The organism is Mesorhizobium sp. M0938 (assembly GCF_040319125.1).
Classification (GTDB): Bacteria; Pseudomonadota; Alphaproteobacteria; order Rhizobiales; family Rhizobiaceae; genus Mesorhizobium; species Mesorhizobium robiniae.
The window spans coordinates 48,634-64,598 of record NZ_JAMYNS010000003.1 but is presented as its reverse complement, the minus strand read 5'-3'; the positions used below and the strand labels follow the sequence as shown (position 1 = coordinate 64,598).

The window sequence follows — 15,965 nt, the reverse complement described above, 5'->3', positions numbered from 1 at the left end:
CCGTTTGCGAATATTTGCATTCCAACAACGTCGGTGGCGGCGCAATTCTTCCGCCAAAATGCGCGATGCGCCTACTCCGGCTGCCGGTAGGCGACAAAGCGGTTGTGCTTGGCCTGGAAGATCAGCCCGGTTTCCTTCAGATGCGGGCTGGCCAGCGGCACGATGCGCTTGGCGATCTCCTGGGGATGCGGCAGGGTTTCCGGATCCTCGCCGGGCACCGCCTGCGCCCGCATGGCGGTGCGGGTGGCGCCCGGATCGGCGGCATTGACCCTGAGGGCCAAGTTTTCCGTCTCATGCGCCCAGGAACGCATCATGGTCTCGACCGCCGCCTTCGACGCCGCATAGGGCGCCCAGAAGGCCCGTGCCGAATGGGCGGCGTTGGAGGAAAGCACGATGGCACGGCCGGCATCGGAGAGCCTGAGCAGCGGATCGACCGAGCGGATCAGCCGCCATGTCGAGGTGACGTTGATGGTCATCACCTTTTCGAAGGTCTTGGCCTCGACATGGCCGATCGGCGAGATGACACCGAGCACCGCCGCATTGGCGACGAGGACATCGAGCTTGCCCCACCGCTCGTGGATGGCGCCGCCCAGCCGGTCGATGCCGGCCATATCGGCAAGGTCGAGCGGCACCAGTGTGGCTTGTCCACCGGCCGCCTTGATCTGGTCGTCGAGTTCCTCCAGCCCACCGACGGTGCGCGCAACCGCGATGACATGCGCTCCGGCAGCGGCAAGCTCCAGGGCGATGAAGTAGCCGATGCCGCGCGAGGCGCCGGTGACGACCGCAACACGGCCGGAGAGGTCGAGGGCAGGGGTCACCGGCAGCTCCGAAGGTTAGCGCTCTATGATCACAGGCAGGACGGAGGGGACGCGATACAGCAATCGCGATGAAATTTGCAAACCGGCGAAATTCGCGGGTTGCAGCAAGACCCTACGACCCGCCCGCAGCCAAGAGCGACAGCGTGCGCACATTGTCTGAGCCCTCGAAGTCGGCAAGCCGGGTCGGATATTGCCCGGTGAAGCAGGCGTCGCAGAATTGCGGCTGCTCACTGTCGCGGCCAGCCTCGCCGACGGCGCGGTACAGCCCGTCGATACTGAGGAAACCGAGCGAGTCGACGCGGATGAACTCGGCCATCTCTTCCACCGACATGCGCGATGCCAAGAGCTTCGACTTCTCCGGCGTATCAACGCCGTAGAAGCAGGAGGCGCGCGTCGGCGGCGAGGCGATGCGCATATGCACTTCCTTGGCGCCGGCATCGCGCACCATCTGCACAATCTTCTGGCTAGTGGTGCCGCGCACGATCGAATCGTCGACCAGCACCACGCGCTTGCCTTCGATCATGCGGCGGTTGGCGTTATGCTTGAGCTTGACGCCCATGTGGCGGATCGAATCGCCAGGCTGGATGAAGGTTCGGCCGACATAGTGATTGCGGATGATGCCGAGCTCGAACGGGATGCCCGCTGCTTGCGAAAAGCCGATCGCCGCCGGAGTGCCGCTGTCCGGCACCGGCACGACGATATCGGCCTCGACCGGGCTTTCCAGCGCCAGCTCGGCCCCGATGCGCTTGCGCACCTCGTAGACATTGCGGCCTTCGACCGAGGAATCGGGACGCGCGAAATAGACATATTCGAAGATACAGAAGCGGGTCTTCTGCGGCTCGAAAGGAAACAGGCTCTCAATGCCCTTGCTGGTGACGACGACCATCTCACCGGGCTTCAGGTCGCGCACGAAACGCGCGCCGATAATGTCGAGCGCGCAGGTTTCGGAAGCCAGAATCCAGGCGCCGTCGAGATCGCCGAGCACCAGCGGGCGGATGCCGAGCGGATCGCGGCAGCCGATCATTTTCTTTGCCGTCATCGCCACCAGTGAGAAGGCGCCCTCGACCTGGCGCACCGCATCGATGAAGCGCGAGTTGAGATCGCGTTCCCTGCTGGTGGCGACCAGATGCAGCAGCGTCTCGGTGTCGGAAGTCGACGAGAAGATCGCGCCTTGTTTCTGCAACGCGCGCTGCACGGTCATGGCGTTGGTGAGGTTGCCGTTGTGGGCGACGGCGAAGCCGCCATCGGCGAGCTCGGCGAAAAACGGCTGGATGTTGCGCTGGCCGGCGCCGCCCGTAGTGGCGTAGCGCGTGTGACCGATGGCGCGGTTGCCTTGCAGGCTGTCGATGACGCGCTGCTTGGTAAAGGTGTCGCCGATCAGGCCGACATGATGTTCGACATGGAACTGGCTGCCGTCATAAGAAACGATGCCGGCCGCTTCCTGGCCGCGATGCTGCAACGCATGCAGGCCAAGCGTGACGATAGCCGCGGCGTCCTGCCGGCCGAAAATACCGAACACACCGCATTCATCATGGAAATGATCGTCGGCTTCGGCGGAAAGCACGTCGTCTGCGTCTGCCATCTTCAGCTCCGCTAAAGTCGCTATATAGTGTGATGACTGCTTGAGAGCAACGTAGAGTTTGCGGCTTTCACATGATCGTCAGTTTGCCGGCGCCGGGTTGGCCGGTGCATTGTCGGCCGGTGGCGCGTCGGTTCCGCTGTTGTCGGGCGCCGGAGCATCGTCGCCGGTTGCCGGCGCGTCTGCCGCGGGTGCGTCGGCCGCCGGGGGCGTCTCGGCGCCGGTCTCGGGTACCGGCTGGCTAGGATTGAGCCTGTTGAGGATCGCGTTTTCCGGATCCTCGGGCAGCAGGCTTTCGAGCTTGGCTCCGACCGATTCGAGCAGCGGCCGCGACTTGGCGTTAGCGATCCAGCCGGGAGCCTTGGCGCCGGCCAGCCAGTTGAAGAACAGCAGCGCCACCGCGACGACCAGAATGCCGCGCGCTGCGCCATAAAGGAAACCGAGTGTGCGGTCGAGCGCACCGATCCTGGAATCGATGATCCAGTCGGCCAGCTTCATGGTGATGACGGAAACCACGATCAGCGCGATGATGAAGACGATGCCGGCGGCGGCCACCATGGCGATCTTCTCATTATCGACATAGGGCTGAACGTAAGGCAGGACCGGTTTGTAGAGGAAGAACGCCGCCGCCGCTGCCGCTATCCAGGAGATGATGGAGAGGACCTCGCGCGAAAAGCCGCGAACCATGGCGAGCATCGCCGAAACCAAGGTGAAGCCGACGAGAATTCCGTCAAGCAGCGTAATCGGCATGTCTTTTTGCCCCACTTCATGAGCCGCGTCACTCTTGCTCGTCGGCACGGCTGCGCCGTGAGCCGGCTATGCGCGCCACGAGATCGGCAAGCTCGGTGGGCTGGAAAGCGCCGGCCCCTATCCCCCCGGCAAGTTCCTCGCTGCCCAAGGGCAGAACCGCGCTTCCAAAACCCAGCTTTTCGGCTTCCTTTAGGCGCTGCTGCGCGTGTGCAACCGGCCTCACGGCGCCCGAAAGGCTGATTTCGCCGAAATAGACGCAATCGGCCGGAAGGGCAAGACCGGTGAGCGATGAAACCAGTGCGGCCGCTACCGCCAGATCGGCGGCCGGCTCCGAGATGCGGTAGCCGCCAGCAACATTGAGATAAACGTCGTGGGTACCAAAGCGGACCCCGCAATGGGCTTCGAGAACGGCGAGGATCATCGACAGCCGGGCGCCGTCCCAGCCGACGACGGCGCGGCGAGGCGTGCCAAGCGACGACGGCGCCACCAGCGCCTGGATTTCGACCAGCACCGGACGGGTGCCTTCCATGCCGGCGAAAACCGCCGCGCCCGGCGCTTTCGCATGGCGTTCGCCGAGAAAAAGCTCGGACGGGTTGGCGACCTCGCGCAGGCCCATATCAGACATTTCGAAGACACCGATCTCGTCGGTCGGCCCGAAGCGGTTCTTGACCGTGCGCAGGATGCGGTAGTGGTGACCGCCTTCGCCTTCGAAATAGAGCACGGCGTCGACCATATGCTCGACGACGCGCGGCCCGGCGATCTGGCCTTCCTTGGTGACGTGGCCGACGAGCACGATCGCCGCCCCTGTGGATTTCGCATAGCGGATCATCGCCTGGGCGGCGGCGCGCACCTGGGTGACGGTGCCGGGCGCCGAATCGGCCATGTCGGTCCACAAGGTCTGGATCGAATCGAGGATCACCAGGTCCGGCCGCTTGCCGTCGGCAATTGTGGCCAGGATGTCCTCGACATTGGTCTCGGCCGCCAGTTCCACCGGCGTGTCGGCGACGCCGAGCCGTTGAGCGCGCAGCCTGATCTGGGCGATGGCCTCTTCGCCCGAGACATAGACGATGCGGTGGCCCTTTGCGGCGAGGGCCGCGGCCGCCTGGGTCAACAGCGTCGACTTGCCGATCCCCGGATCGCCGCCGACCAGCAGGGCCGAGCCGCGCACGAAGCCGCCGCCGGTGGCGCGGTCGAGTTCACCGATGCCGGAGACGATGCGCGGCGCATCCTCGATATCGCCGGACAAAGTCGTGAGCACCACGGCGCGGCCCTTGCGTGCATTGCGCGTGTTGGCCGGACCCGAGCCGATACCGCCGGACGTGCCTTCCTCGACCAGCGTATTCCACTCGCCGCAAGCATCGCATTTGCCGGCCCAGCGCTGATGCACCGAACCGCAATTTTGGCAGATGAACTGGACGCGGGACTTGGCCATCAGGCTGATGCCGTTTGATGTTTGGCCGGGGTAAACGGCAGGTAGCTTGGCGAGATGAGGCGGAGTGAGACCTGTATCAAGAGGTCACTCAAACCTGTCCGGCAGATGATGCTCCTCGGCGAGGTCGGAGAAGCGGGTGAATTCGCCCTGGAAGGCAAGGCTGACAGTGCCGGTCGGCCCGTGGCGCTGCTTGGCGATGATCACTTCGGCCTTGCCTTGAACCTCGGCCATCTTGGCTTCCCAGGTAAGATGCTCTGGCGTGCCTTTCTCCGGCTCCTTGTTTTTTATGTAATATTCCTCGCGGTAAACGAACAGCACCACGTCGGCGTCCTGTTCGATCGAGCCCGATTCGCGCAAGTCGGACAGCTGAGGATGCTTGTCGTCGCGGCTTTCGACCTGACGCGAGAGCTGGGAAAGCGCGATGATCGGCACCGACAGTTCCTTGCCAAGCGCCTTCAGCCCGGTGGTGATCTCGGTGATTTCCTGGACACGATTCTGCGACGCTTTGGCGGACGAGCCCTGCATGAGCTGGATGTAGTCGATGACCATTAAATCCAGCCCGCGCTGGCGCTTGAGGCGACGAGCGCGAGCCGCAAGCTGGGCAATCGATATACCGCCTGTCTGGTCGATATACAGCGGACGCTTGTGGTTCTCCTGGGTGTACGCGACAAGCTTTCCGAAATCGGCTTCGGTCAAATCGCCACGTCGGATCTTCGACGATGGGATTTCTGTCTGCTCGGAGATGATGCGGGTGGCCAACTGCTCCGACGACATTTCGAGCGAGAAGAAGCCGACCACACCACCATTGGCCGCCCTGACGGAGCCGTCGGCCTGCTGTGCAGGTTCATAGGCGGCAGCGATGTTATACGCGATGTTGGTGGCCAGCGACGTCTTGCCCATGCCCGGGCGGCCGGCGATGATGATCAAATCCGATGGCTGCAAGCCGCCCATGCGGTTATCGAGATCGCGCAGGCCGGTGGCAATTCCCGACAGGTGACCGTCGCGCATATAGGCGGCACTGGCCATGTCGACGGCATTCTTCAACGCATCGGAAAAACTCTCAAAACCACCATCGTAGCGGCCGTTTTCAGCCAGTTCGAACAGGCGCCGCTCGGCGTCCTCGATCTGTTCGCCCGGCGACATGTCGACCGGCGCGTCATAGGCGATATTGACCATGTCTTCGCCGACGGTGATCAGTGCGCGTCGCGTAGCGAGATCGTAGATTGCGCGACCGTAATCGGCGGCGTTGACGACGGTGACCGCCTCGACGGCCAGCCGCACGACATACTGCGCAACCGTCATGTCGCCGACCTTCTCGTCCGCGGGCAGGAAGGTCTTCAGCGTGATCGGCGTCGCCACCTTGCCCATGCGAATGAGCTCGGCGGCGACCTCGAATATCTTTCTATGCAAAGGCTCGTAGAAATGGCCTGACTTGAGGAAGTCGGAGACGCGGTAGAAGGCGTCGTTGTTGACCAGGATGGCGCCAAGCAGCGCCTGCTCGGCTTCGATGTTGTTCGGCGCCTCGCGATAGAGCGGTGTTTCCGCTACGCCGAATTTTCGCGCTGCTTCTGCCATGATGTCCCCGATTTCGATCCCGGCCTCTCGATAACAGAACGAGGAAAAGCCGGTGCTGACTTATATGCATCACTCGCGCTCAAACAGCGTTGATGCCCGCTGTTCACAGGAACGGCAAACCGTCCACAGGACAGAATTCCCGGGCTCTGATTCCATTTGACACGGCAAGGTTGCGATTCTACGCGACGCGTTGAACAAAGCAAGAACAAAATCGAAGAGGAGGAAGCTGCATCAGGAATCGACGCGAGATTAGATTGTGTCCCCCCAGTCCAGTCGCCGCGCCACCTTGAACATCTCGCCGTCGCGCTTGGTGAACAGTTTTTCACCGGCGCGCCCGTCCTTTTCGCAGAGTTTCAGCAAAACCTTGCCGGAACCCGATTTCGGCGGCGCGATCACGCGCGCCGAGCGGGAAGGGGCGGGCTGCCGCGAGGCGGCGACATAGATGAATTTTTCGTCCTCCCATGGCACGTCGGCATCCTTGGCCAGTCGGTGCAGGCGCGAACGCGCGACACGGCGCGAAAAATGGCACCAGTCGGGCGCCGCGAGCGGGCAGGGCGCCTCATGCGGGCAAGGCGCAAGCACATGCGCGCCCGCCTCGATCAGGTGCCGGCGCACTGCAAGGATGCGCTGCCATCCGGCCGGCGTACCCGGCTCGACGACCAGCAGCGTGTCGTCGGTCAGATGCCAGAGCCGGTCGATGAGTTTTGGCAGCGACGCCGGAGCGATCTCGTCCAGCACGTAGGCGCAGGTGACCAGATCGGCCGGCTTGAGATCGGCAAGGTCGACTGTGACATCGCCGGCCCGCCAGGCAATCCTGGCCGTCATCGCCTCAGCGGCAAGAACCTCGCCGACCCGGCGCACTGCGGCGCTCGCCTCGATCAGCACCGCCTGCTCGAGGTCAGGCCAGAGATCGAGCGCGGCCCAAATCACCGTACCAGGGCCGGCTCCGACGTCGAGCAGGGTTTTCGGCGCATAATCGGGCCTCGCCTCGCTGACCGCATCCAGACTGGCACGGACGGCGGCGTAGGTTGCCGGCAGCCGCGTTGCCAGGTAGGCCTTGACCGCCATCTCCTCGGCCATGTGCAGCCGGCCGTCGCGCAGCTCGGCGCGGTAGCGGTCCGACAGCGTTCTTGCCGCTTGCTTCAGCGCCGGCAGCGGCACTTTCTCGAGGAGGCGCTCGACGCCCTGTCGAAGCGGGATAGGCAGTTCCATGGCTCATGCCCCCCGAGGCGCGAGCAGGATGACCCACGCACCAACGATGCAGAGCGCTGCACCGGCGAGGTCCCAGCGATCGGGGCGCACGCCCTCCACCAGCCACAGCCATCCGAGCGAGGCGGCGATGTAAATGCCGCCATAAGCGGCATAAGCGCGGCCCGCCGCACCGATGTCGACCAGCGCCAGCAGGAAGCCGAACAGGGCGAGCGAGGCCAAGCCTGGCGCTAGCCACAGCGCAGACTTTTCCAGCCGCCACCACGCCCAGATCGAAAAGCAGCCGGCGATCTCGGCAAGGGCTGCAACGATGTAGATGAGATAGGTCATGAAAAAAGGTCTCGCGGCGACAGCGAGACCTTTTTCAGCGTGCGGGCCAGCGATGGCAAGCGGCAATGGCGAAAATCGCCGGAAGTCTATTCCGTATCCGCCACCTTGCGGCGCCGCGCGGGCTTGGCGGCAGGGGCTTTTGGGCGATGCCCCATGTCGCGCATCTCCAGCGCCTTCTCGCATTTGGCCATGTAGTCGCGCGTCATCGGCAAAGTATCGTTCTTCTTGGCAATCTGGATCTGGAAGATCACCAGGTCCTGCCAGCGGAAGGCGGCTTCAGAGGCCGCCAGATAGAACTCCCACATGCGGCAGAAACGCTCGTCGTATATCACCTTGGCCTTGTCGCGATTGGCAGCGAAGCGCTCGCCCCAATGCTTAAGCGTGTCGGCATAATGCAGCCGCAGGATTTCGATGTCGGTGACGACGAGGCCCGACTTCTCGATCGCCGGCATCACTTCGGATAGCGCAGGGATGTAGCCGCCCGGGAAGATATACTTGCGGATGAAGGCGCTGGTTGCCCACGGCACGCCGGAGCGGCCGATCGTGTGCAGCAGCATGACGCCGTCCGGCTTCAACAGCGTCGCCGATTTGTCGAAGAAGGTGCGGAAGTGGTTGACGCCGACATGCTCGAACATGCCGACCGAGACGATCCGGTCGAAGCGCTCGTTGAGCTCGCGATAATCCCTCAATTCGAAATGCACGCGGTTTTCCAGACCTTGCGCATGTGCCCGGTCGGTGGCGACGCCATGCTGCTCGGTCGACAACGTCACGCCTTGCACGTCCACGTCGAAGGACTTGGCGAGATAGAGACCGAGCCCGCCCCAGCCGGAACCGATGTCGAGCACGGTTTGGCCGGCCTTCAGCCTGAGCTTGGCGGCGATGTGGCGCTTTTTGGCGGCCTGCGCCTCATCGAGCGTCATGTCCGGCTGCTCGAAATAGGCGCAGGAGTACTGCATGTCCTCGTCGAGGAAGAGCCGGTAGAGGTCGCCCGACAGATCGTAGTGGCGCTGCACGTTACGGCGCGCGCGCGCCGCCGTGTTGATCTGCTGCAGGCGGCGGAAGGCGTGGCGCAGGCCCTCGATCGCTTTCGACCAGGTGGCATCGATGCCGCCGCTACCCATGTTCTGGAAGGCGATGCGCATGACCCCCAGCACGCCGCCCTCGAGTATGTCGAGTTCACCGTCCATATAGGCTTCCGGCACTGCAAGCATCGGATCGAAGGTGATGGCGCGCTCGGCATGCGCCGTCTTGATGTGCATGTGCACTGGCTCGCCGCTGCCGTCGCCGAACATCACCGAGTAGCCCTTCGGTCCCGTGACTTTGAGATTGCCGGTGCGCACCAGCCGGTCGAGAACGCGTTTCAACAGAATATTCATGACCAATTGTCCCCTCTCGGTCAGACAAGCTGTCCTATTCTGCATCAACATATAGGGTTTCGAAAAGTTCCTGTTGGCACAAAAATGCCCGGGCGAGGCGCCCGGGCATTGGTCCAGAAATGACTGGAGCCGACGAAATTGTTTAGGGCGTCGCGCCGACGCCCTATGAGGTGCAATCAGCCGTTGTCTTCGCCGCCTTCGAACTCGGCATTGGGGTCGAAGAAGTTATCCGGGCGCGCATTGTCGTTGATGTCTTCGCCATAGATAGCTTCGGCGGTGGTCAGCGTCTCGCCCTTGGCCTGGCGCTCGGCTTCATCGGCCGTGCGGGCGATGTTGAGCGTGATGGTGACCTCAACTTCGGGATGTAGCGCGATCGCCACATTGGTAAGGCCGATGGTTTTGATCGGCTGGTTAAGCAGGATCTGGTTGCGGTTAACCGAGAAGCCTTCCGCGGTCAGCAGCTCGGCGATGTCGCGGGTCGATACCGAGCCGTAGAGCTGGCCGGTCTCGCCTGCCGAACGCACGGCGATGAAGCTCTTGCCGTCGAGCTTTTCCGAAACCTGCGTGGCCTCGGACTTGCGCTCGAGGTTACGGGCTTCGAGCTGGGCGCGCTGGCCTTCGAACTTCTTTTTGTTGGCTTCGTTGGCGCGCAGCGCCTTGCCCTGCGGCAGCAGGAAGTTGCGGGCGAATCCATCCTTGACCTTGACGGTATCGCCCATCTGGCCGAGGCGGGATACACGCTCGAGAAGAATGACGTCCATGGTTTTGTTCCTTCGTCTGGGCGCCAATCACTGGCATCGACGCCGAATTGTCTGGAACAGGTCAGGAAGCTGAGGGCGTCGCCGCCTATGTCGCTGTCCTGCCTGTCGCGGCAGTTAGAGGTATCACCTCAACCCGGGATTTGATGGCAACCCTGCGGCGCCCGTCGCCGTGGGAAAAGCGGGCGGCGAACCGCCCGCTGAAGAGTGTTAGCGAACCACGTAGGGCAGCAGGCCGAGGAAGCGGGCGCGCTTGATCGCCTTGGCGAGTTCGCGCTGCTTCTTCTGGCTGACGGCGGTGATGCGCGACGGCACGATCTTGCCGCGCTCGGAAATGTAGCGCTGCAGAAGACGTACGTCCTTGTAGTCGATCTTGGGCGCGTTTGCACCGGAGAACGGGCAGGTCTTGCGGCGGCGGTGGAACGGGCGCCGGGTCGGGATCTGATTGATGTCGACCATTATTCTGCACTCCCTTCAACGCCTTCGCGCGGACGGCGCGGACCACGGTCTGCACCAGCGTCGCCACCGAAGCTGCGCGGCGGACGATCGCCACGGTCGCCGCGATCGCGGTCGCCGAACGAGCGCGGGCCGCGGTCACGATCACCGAAGCCGCCGCGTTCCGAGCGCTCTTCGCGCTTCTGCATCATCGCCGACGGGCCTTCCTCATGCGCATCGACCTTGATGGTGAGGAAGCGCAGCACATCCTCGGACAGGCCCATCTGGCGCTCCATCTCGTTGAGCGCAGCCGGCGGGCAGGTAATGTCCATCAGCGTGTAGTATGCCTTCCGGTTCTTGTTGACCCGGTAGGTGAGGGACTTCAGTCCCCAGTTTTCGACCCGGCCGACGGACCCGCCATTCGCTGAGATGACACCCTTGTACTGTTCGACAAGCGCATCGACCTGCTGCTGCGAGAGGTCCTGCCGGGCAAGAAACACATGTTCATAAAGAGCCATATTGTTCTCAAGCCTTTCTTCGTTTCTCTCCCGGTTCCCGGCGGCAAAAGCCTCTGCAACTTCTCTGACCCGCTGATCCCTAGGGGGCGGGGAAGAAAGGAGCATGACGAGACGGTCGAGAGCGGAGACACGGGAGGCGGAAGCGCTTCTGGCCCCACACGAAGGTTTCGAAAACCTCCGGCCCTCCGTTCAGCCCCCAGCAAGGACCGGCAGATTGCGGGCGTCTATACAGGAATTCGACCACAAGGCAAGGGCGAGTCCGAAAACCCACCGCTGCAGGACGACATGTCGCGACAGCTTCAGCTTGTATGCGGGAGCTTATTCACCGTTTCCGGGAAGAAGTCGGGCGCCGCTCGGCGCTTGCCGAACATCATATCATATTGCAGCAGACGGAAATCGCGAATGGCCGGGTCGATTTCCTTCTTGCGCGCCCAATCCGGCGTGGCCTCGCCGGCCGGCGTCAATAGCAGATTGCGGTCGACGACACGGTAATGCTCGCGCATCTGGCCGAGAAAGCCGGTGTAATAGGGATGGCTGATCCCGGCCGTGGTCAGGATATGGTAGGGCAGGAAGGCAGGGCTTACCGCGCCCATCTCCTCGGCTGGCCCAGTGCGGTTCGACCATACGATCAGCGGCGTCTGGTGGTGCAGCAGCATTTGGTCAGGCGGCTCTTTGCGCGGCGCAACATTGTCCTTGAGGAAGCCGGTCTCGACATAAACAGGACCGAGCGGCGGCAGATGGTCGCCGAAGAAGGCGATGACCGTCGGGCGCCGGCGGTTCTTCGCCCATTCGACAAGGCGCCCGAGGCCCTTGTCGGCGTCGGCTGTACCCTCCGTAAAGCTCAGCAGCGAATCCTTCGCCCACTGGCTGGTCGGCGCCTGCACCTTGTGGGTCGGATTGTAGTAGCGATTCGGCTCGTAGGGGCCGTGGTTCTGCAGGCTGACGGCGAAGAGGAAGACCGGATCGTCGGTGGCGTCAGCCTCGCGGATAATCTCGTCGGTCATCGCTGCGTCCGAGGCCAGCGGCCCGCGCTTTTCGAGGTACGGCAGGTTTTCTTCCGACTTGAAGTCGTCGAAGCCGAAATCCGCATAGACGGGTGTGCGATTCCAGAACCAGCTCGTGCCCGGATGGATGGCGCGCGTTTCATAGCCCTGGCTCTTCAGGAACGTCGCCATCGACGGCACGGGCGCGCGGACATATTGCTGGTAGGGGATGCTTCCGGCCGGCAGGAAGGCGTTGGAAAAGCCGGTCAGTGCCTCGAACTCGACATTGGCGGTCATGCCGCCGAATTCGGGCGAGAACATCGAGCCCGAGCGCAGCGCCCGCACATTGGGAATCGGATCGGGCGTGATGGCGACGCCGGGCAACTCGGTCGGATCCCAGAAGGATTCGCTCATGACGATGATGATGTCGGGCTTCTCGGCCGGTACCGATGCCGTCACGTCGGGCCTGTCGATCGCTGCGATCGACTTGTCGGAATAGCCCGCAGGCGCCGAGACATGGGCCATCGGCACGTTGAGCGCGAAGGCGAGCGCGAAGCCGTTGGAGGCGTAGTTTTCCTTCTGATCCCACATGATCGGGATGATCTGCAACCGGTCACGCGTCCACGAGAAGGTCGCGTAATCCATGATCGAGACGAAGAAGGCGAGCAGCGGCACCGTCAACGTCAGTCGGGCAAGGCGGCCCTTACGGCTGAGCGCCGGTACCCGGCGGCGCCATAGCCGCCAGCCATAGACGAGCAGCGACAGGCCGCCAATGATACCAACCGCCAAGGCGAGGGCGGTTCCCGGGCGATCGCGCACCAGGAGTGGCATCAGCGCGACGATCTGTCGGGCATAGAGGAAATCGGTCGGATAGAGCGGATCGCCCAGATAAAGCGACTTCTGGTGGCCGACAAAGGCAAGCACCAATGTCAGCGGCGCGACGATCATCAGACTCTGGTGACTGCGGCCGAGCACGGCGTCGAGACCGATCAGGATCAACGCGAAAATGATGATGGTGGTCCAGCCCGGCTTGAAAGGCTGCAGGAAGAAGGCGACGGTGCCGGCAAAATCGCCGCGCACGATCAGCTCGATCGCAAACACCAGGACAGCGGCCGCGAGCAGACTGACGAGCCCATAGCGGATAACAGGCCATTTCCGGCCTGGCAGATAGCCGGTGGCCGGATCGCCTTCCAGAAACTGTGGCGCGGCTCTGCCGGCGCCTTTCCTAGTCCTTGCCAACTTACAATTCCCCCGACCATACACAAAAGCGTCACTGAGCTGTCATCGATATGTCACGAAAAGCTAGCGCCTGTGGCTAAAATAAGAAGAGCCAGCAAACGAATCGTGAGCGATTTTCATCATGAGTGATCGACAAAAAGCCTTTTGGAACAGGCACTCGGCCAGTGATGCCGAGCCGGAGCCGGCCGGGTTGGGTCGCTGGCGGACTTGACTTGCCCGCCCGCCTTGCGTCACAGGCAGGAAAAATCAGCGCTTGGGAGCCACAGATGGCCATCGCATTCACCTTTCCGGGACAGGGCAGCCAGGCGGTCGGCATGGGCAAGGATCTCGCCGACGCCTTTCCGGAATCGCGGAAGATCTTCGAAGAGGTTGACGACGCGCTTGGCGAAAACCTGTCGAAACTGATCTGGGAAGGGCCGGAAGAGACCCTGACACTGACTGCCAATGCCCAGCCGGCGCTGATGGCTGTATCACTTGCCGCAATCCGGGCGCTGGAATCGCGCGGCTTCTCGCTGAAGGACAAGGTCGCCTATGTCGCCGGCCATTCGCTCGGCGAGTATTCGGCACTTGCCGCCGCCGGTTTCGTTTCGGTCGCCGATGCCGCCCGGCTCTTGCGTATCCGCGGCAATGCCATGCAGGCGGCTGTGCCGGCCGGTGAAGGCGCCATGGCGGCGATCATCGGGCTGGAACAGGCCGATGTCGAAGACGCCTGCGCTGAAGCGGCCAAAGGTTCAGTTTGCCAGATCGCCAACGACAATGGCGGCGGCCAGCTGGTGATTTCCGGCGCCAGGGCGGCGGTCGAACTGGCGGCGAAGCTGTGCACGGAAAAGGGCGCCAAGCGGGCGCTGATGCTGCAGGTCTCCGCGCCTTTCCATTCGGCGCTGATGGCACCGGCGGCCGAGATCATGCGCGCGGCGCTGGCCGGGGTGACGAAGAACGCGCCGTTGGTGCCCTTGGTCTCCAATGTGTCGGTCGCCCCGTCCAGCGATCCGGACGCAATCGCCCGCCGCCTGGTCGAACAGGTGACCGGCCGCGTGCGCTGGCGTGAAACGGTGGAGTGGTTCGGCGCGAATGGCGTTGCGACGCTTTACGAGGTGGGCGCCGGCAAGGTGCTGTCGGGACTGGCGAGGCGCATCAATCGCGATATAGCCACTGCCGCCGTTGGCACGCCGGCCGATGTCGAGGTCGCGCTGGCGGCGCTTAGCTGACCTGGGCTTGAATTTCCACCTCTGCGGCGATATATGAATACATGTATTCATTGGAGATCGCCATGCCGACCTCGATTCGCCTTGCGCCCGAAATCGAAGAGCGCCTGGATTTTCTCGCCGCTAGGACCGGCCGCAGCAAGGCCTATTATCTGCGCGAACTTATCGAACGCGGTCTGGAGGACGTGGAGGACTATTATCTTGCGGCCGAGGTCCTAGAGCGGATCAGGAGCGGCGAGGAGGAGGTCGTGAAGAGCGAGGACTTCTGGCGTGGCTTGGACGCTTGAATATGCCCGCTCGGCGCGTAAATTTGTTGAAAAACTTGATCCGCAGACACGTCACCGCATCCGGGACTTCATTGAAAACCGCATTGCGGGTCTCGACAATCCGCGTGAGGCCGGCAAGCCGCTGAAGGGGCCTTTGGCGACCTTCTGGAGGTATCGGGTTGGGGATTACCGCATTATCTGCGATGTGCAGGACAGCCGGCTCGTCATTCTGGTGGTAACGATCGGGCACCGCGGCGACGTCTACAGATAATCGAAGTCGCCGGCTTCCGAATTCGAGAAGAGGATAGGATATGTTCGAATTGACTGGCCGCAAGGCGCTCGTCACAGGCGCGTCGGGAGGCATCGGTGAGGCGATCGCCCGGGTGTTGCATGCGCAGGGTGCCATCGTCGGGCTGCATGGCACCCGCGTCGAAAAGCTGGAGATGCTGGCCGCCGAGCTCGGCGACCGAGTCAAGCTGTTCCCAGCGAACCTTTCGAACCGCGACGAGGTCAAGGCGCTCGGCCAGAAGGCCGAGGCCGATCTCGAAGGCGTCGACATTCTCGTCAACAACGCCGGCATTACCAAGGACGGGCTGTTCGTGCGCATGGCGGACGCCGACTGGGATAGCGTGTTTGAAGTTAACTTGACCGCCGTGTTCCGGCTGACCCGCGAACTCACCCATCCGATGATGCGGCGCCGGCACGGCCGCATCATCAACATTACCTCGGTCGTCGGCGTCACCGGCAATCCCGGCCAGACCAATTATTGCGCTTCCAAGGCCGGCATGATCGGCTTTTCCAAGTCGCTGGCGCAGGAGATCGCCACCCGTAACATCACCGTCAACTGCGTCGCCCCTGGCTTCATCGAATCGGCGATGACCGACAAGCTCAACGATAAGCAGAAAGAGGCGATCATGGCGGCGATCCCGACCCGGCGCATGGGCACCGGCGCCGAAGTCGCTTCCGCCGTCGCCTACCTCGCGTCCAACGAAGCTGCCTATGTCACCGGCCAGACTATTCACGTGAATGGCGGCATGGCGATGATTTGACGGTTGCGGGAAAACACCCCTTTTCGCCTTGGACCCAGGCCGATTTTCGTGTAATGCGGCCCGCAACCCGGCGGTTCGGGCAAAAACCGGTCCGGTGCCATTGCGTTTCCGGCAGGACCATCTTTCAGCTTGATTAGCGGCATTCTGCCCGCTAACGAAGACAGACAAACAAAAGACGAGGATGCCCAAATGAGTGACACCGCAGAGCGCGTCAAGAAGATCGTTATCGAGCACCTTGGCGTCGATGCCGACAAGGTGACGGAGCAGGCGAGCTTCATCGATGATCTGGGCGCGGATAGCCTCGACACGGTCGAGCTCGTCATGGCGTTCGAAGAAGAGTTCGGCGTCGAGATTCCGGACGATGCGGCCGAAACCATCCTGACTGTTGGCGATGCAGTGAAGTACATCGACAAGGCTTCGGCCTGACGCTATTTGCAGTCATC

The 15,965-nt window shown here is 62.8% G+C and carries 17 protein-coding genes; 5 read left to right on the top strand and 12 right to left on the bottom strand.

Annotated features, from left to right (window positions below):
- Positions 1 to 71: 71 nt before the first annotated feature.
- The 12 genes from NKH73_RS05550 to NKH73_RS05495 form a co-directional block, all read right to left on the bottom strand.
- Complete coding sequence (locus NKH73_RS05550; RefSeq protein ID WP_352928900.1) at positions 72 to 818, bottom strand: SDR family NAD(P)-dependent oxidoreductase; 747 nt, start codon at positions 816 to 818, stop codon at positions 72 to 74.
- Positions 819 to 930: 112 nt separating this feature from the next.
- The gene (purF, locus tag NKH73_RS05545; RefSeq protein WP_352928898.1) at positions 931 to 2,400 is read right to left on the bottom strand and encodes an amidophosphoribosyltransferase; all 1,470 of its coding nucleotides are present in this window, start codon (positions 2,398 to 2,400) and stop codon (positions 931 to 933) included.
- Positions 2,401 to 2,478: 78 nt separating this feature from the next.
- Positions 2,479 to 3,147 carry a CvpA family protein gene (locus tag NKH73_RS05540; RefSeq protein WP_352928896.1) on the bottom strand — a complete coding sequence of 223 codons (669 nt, stop codon included), beginning with the start codon at positions 3,145 to 3,147 and terminating at the stop codon, positions 2,479 to 2,481.
- Positions 3,148 to 3,175: 28 nt separating this feature from the next.
- Positions 3,176 to 4,579 carry a DNA repair protein RadA gene (gene radA, locus NKH73_RS05535; protein WP_352928894.1) on the bottom strand — a complete coding sequence of 468 codons (1,404 nt, stop codon included), beginning with the start codon at positions 4,577 to 4,579 and terminating at the stop codon, positions 3,176 to 3,178.
- 84 nt (positions 4,580 to 4,663) lie between these two features.
- Positions 4,664 to 6,154, bottom strand: a complete 1,491-nt coding sequence (locus NKH73_RS05530; RefSeq protein ID WP_352928892.1) for a replicative DNA helicase — start codon at positions 6,152 to 6,154, stop codon at positions 4,664 to 4,666.
- 249 nt (positions 6,155 to 6,403) lie between these two features.
- Positions 6,404 to 7,366: a small ribosomal subunit Rsm22 family protein gene (locus tag NKH73_RS05525; RefSeq protein WP_352928890.1), complete on the bottom strand. Its 963-nt coding sequence runs from the start codon at positions 7,364 to 7,366 to the stop codon at positions 6,404 to 6,406.
- Between the two features lie 3 nt (positions 7,367 to 7,369).
- Entirely contained in the window at positions 7,370 to 7,693 is a 324-nt protein-coding gene (locus NKH73_RS05520) for a YnfA family protein (RefSeq protein WP_352928888.1), read from the bottom strand.
- A gap of 86 nt (positions 7,694 to 7,779) precedes the next feature.
- On the bottom strand, positions 7,780 to 9,069 hold the full coding sequence (locus NKH73_RS05515; protein WP_352928886.1) for a cyclopropane fatty acid synthase: 1,290 nt from the start codon (positions 9,067 to 9,069) through the stop codon (positions 7,780 to 7,782).
- 176 nt (positions 9,070 to 9,245) lie between these two features.
- Positions 9,246 to 9,830: a 50S ribosomal protein L9 gene (gene rplI, locus NKH73_RS05510; protein ID WP_352928884.1), complete on the bottom strand. Its 585-nt coding sequence runs from the start codon at positions 9,828 to 9,830 to the stop codon at positions 9,246 to 9,248.
- A 207-nt stretch (positions 9,831 to 10,037) separates the two neighbouring features.
- Positions 10,038 to 10,286 carry a 30S ribosomal protein S18 gene (gene rpsR, locus NKH73_RS05505; RefSeq protein ID WP_006203718.1) on the bottom strand — a complete coding sequence of 83 codons (249 nt, stop codon included), beginning with the start codon at positions 10,284 to 10,286 and terminating at the stop codon, positions 10,038 to 10,040.
- Positions 10,286 to 10,780, bottom strand: a complete 495-nt coding sequence (gene rpsF, locus NKH73_RS05500) for a 30S ribosomal protein S6 (protein ID WP_126040609.1) — start codon at positions 10,778 to 10,780, stop codon at positions 10,286 to 10,288. Before rpsF ends, rpsR begins: the two co-directional genes overlap by 1 nt.
- 299 nt (positions 10,781 to 11,079) lie before the next feature.
- On the bottom strand, positions 11,080 to 13,002 hold the full coding sequence (locus tag NKH73_RS05495; protein WP_352928881.1) for an LTA synthase family protein: 1,923 nt from the start codon (positions 13,000 to 13,002) through the stop codon (positions 11,080 to 11,082).
- A gap of 266 nt (positions 13,003 to 13,268) precedes the next feature.
- On the opposite strand from NKH73_RS05495, the gene fabD reads away from it, so the two are divergent.
- The 5 genes from fabD to NKH73_RS05470 all read left to right on the top strand — a co-directional run bounded on the left by fabD (position 13,269) and on the right by NKH73_RS05470 (position 15,948).
- The gene (fabD, locus tag NKH73_RS05490) at positions 13,269 to 14,210 is read left to right on the top strand and encodes an ACP S-malonyltransferase (protein WP_352928879.1); all 942 of its coding nucleotides are present in this window, start codon (positions 13,269 to 13,271) and stop codon (positions 14,208 to 14,210) included.
- Positions 14,211 to 14,272: 62 nt separating this feature from the next.
- Positions 14,273 to 14,494, top strand: a complete 222-nt coding sequence (gene relB, locus NKH73_RS05485; protein ID WP_352928877.1) for a type II toxin-antitoxin system RelB family antitoxin — start codon at positions 14,273 to 14,275, stop codon at positions 14,492 to 14,494.
- Complete coding sequence (locus tag NKH73_RS05480; protein ID WP_097573383.1) at positions 14,478 to 14,744, top strand: type II toxin-antitoxin system RelE family toxin; 267 nt, start codon at positions 14,478 to 14,480, stop codon at positions 14,742 to 14,744. The genes relB and NKH73_RS05480 overlap by 17 nt, the downstream gene beginning before the upstream one ends.
- A 40-nt stretch (positions 14,745 to 14,784) precedes the next feature.
- Positions 14,785 to 15,522 carry a 3-oxoacyl-[acyl-carrier-protein] reductase gene (fabG, locus tag NKH73_RS05475; protein WP_352928875.1) on the top strand — a complete coding sequence of 246 codons (738 nt, stop codon included), beginning with the start codon at positions 14,785 to 14,787 and terminating at the stop codon, positions 15,520 to 15,522.
- 189 nt (positions 15,523 to 15,711) lie between these two features.
- A complete protein-coding gene (locus NKH73_RS05470) occupies positions 15,712 to 15,948 on the top strand; it encodes an acyl carrier protein (RefSeq protein ID WP_006203723.1) in 237 nt (78 codons plus the stop codon).
- Positions 15,949 to 15,965: the final 17 nt, after the last annotated feature.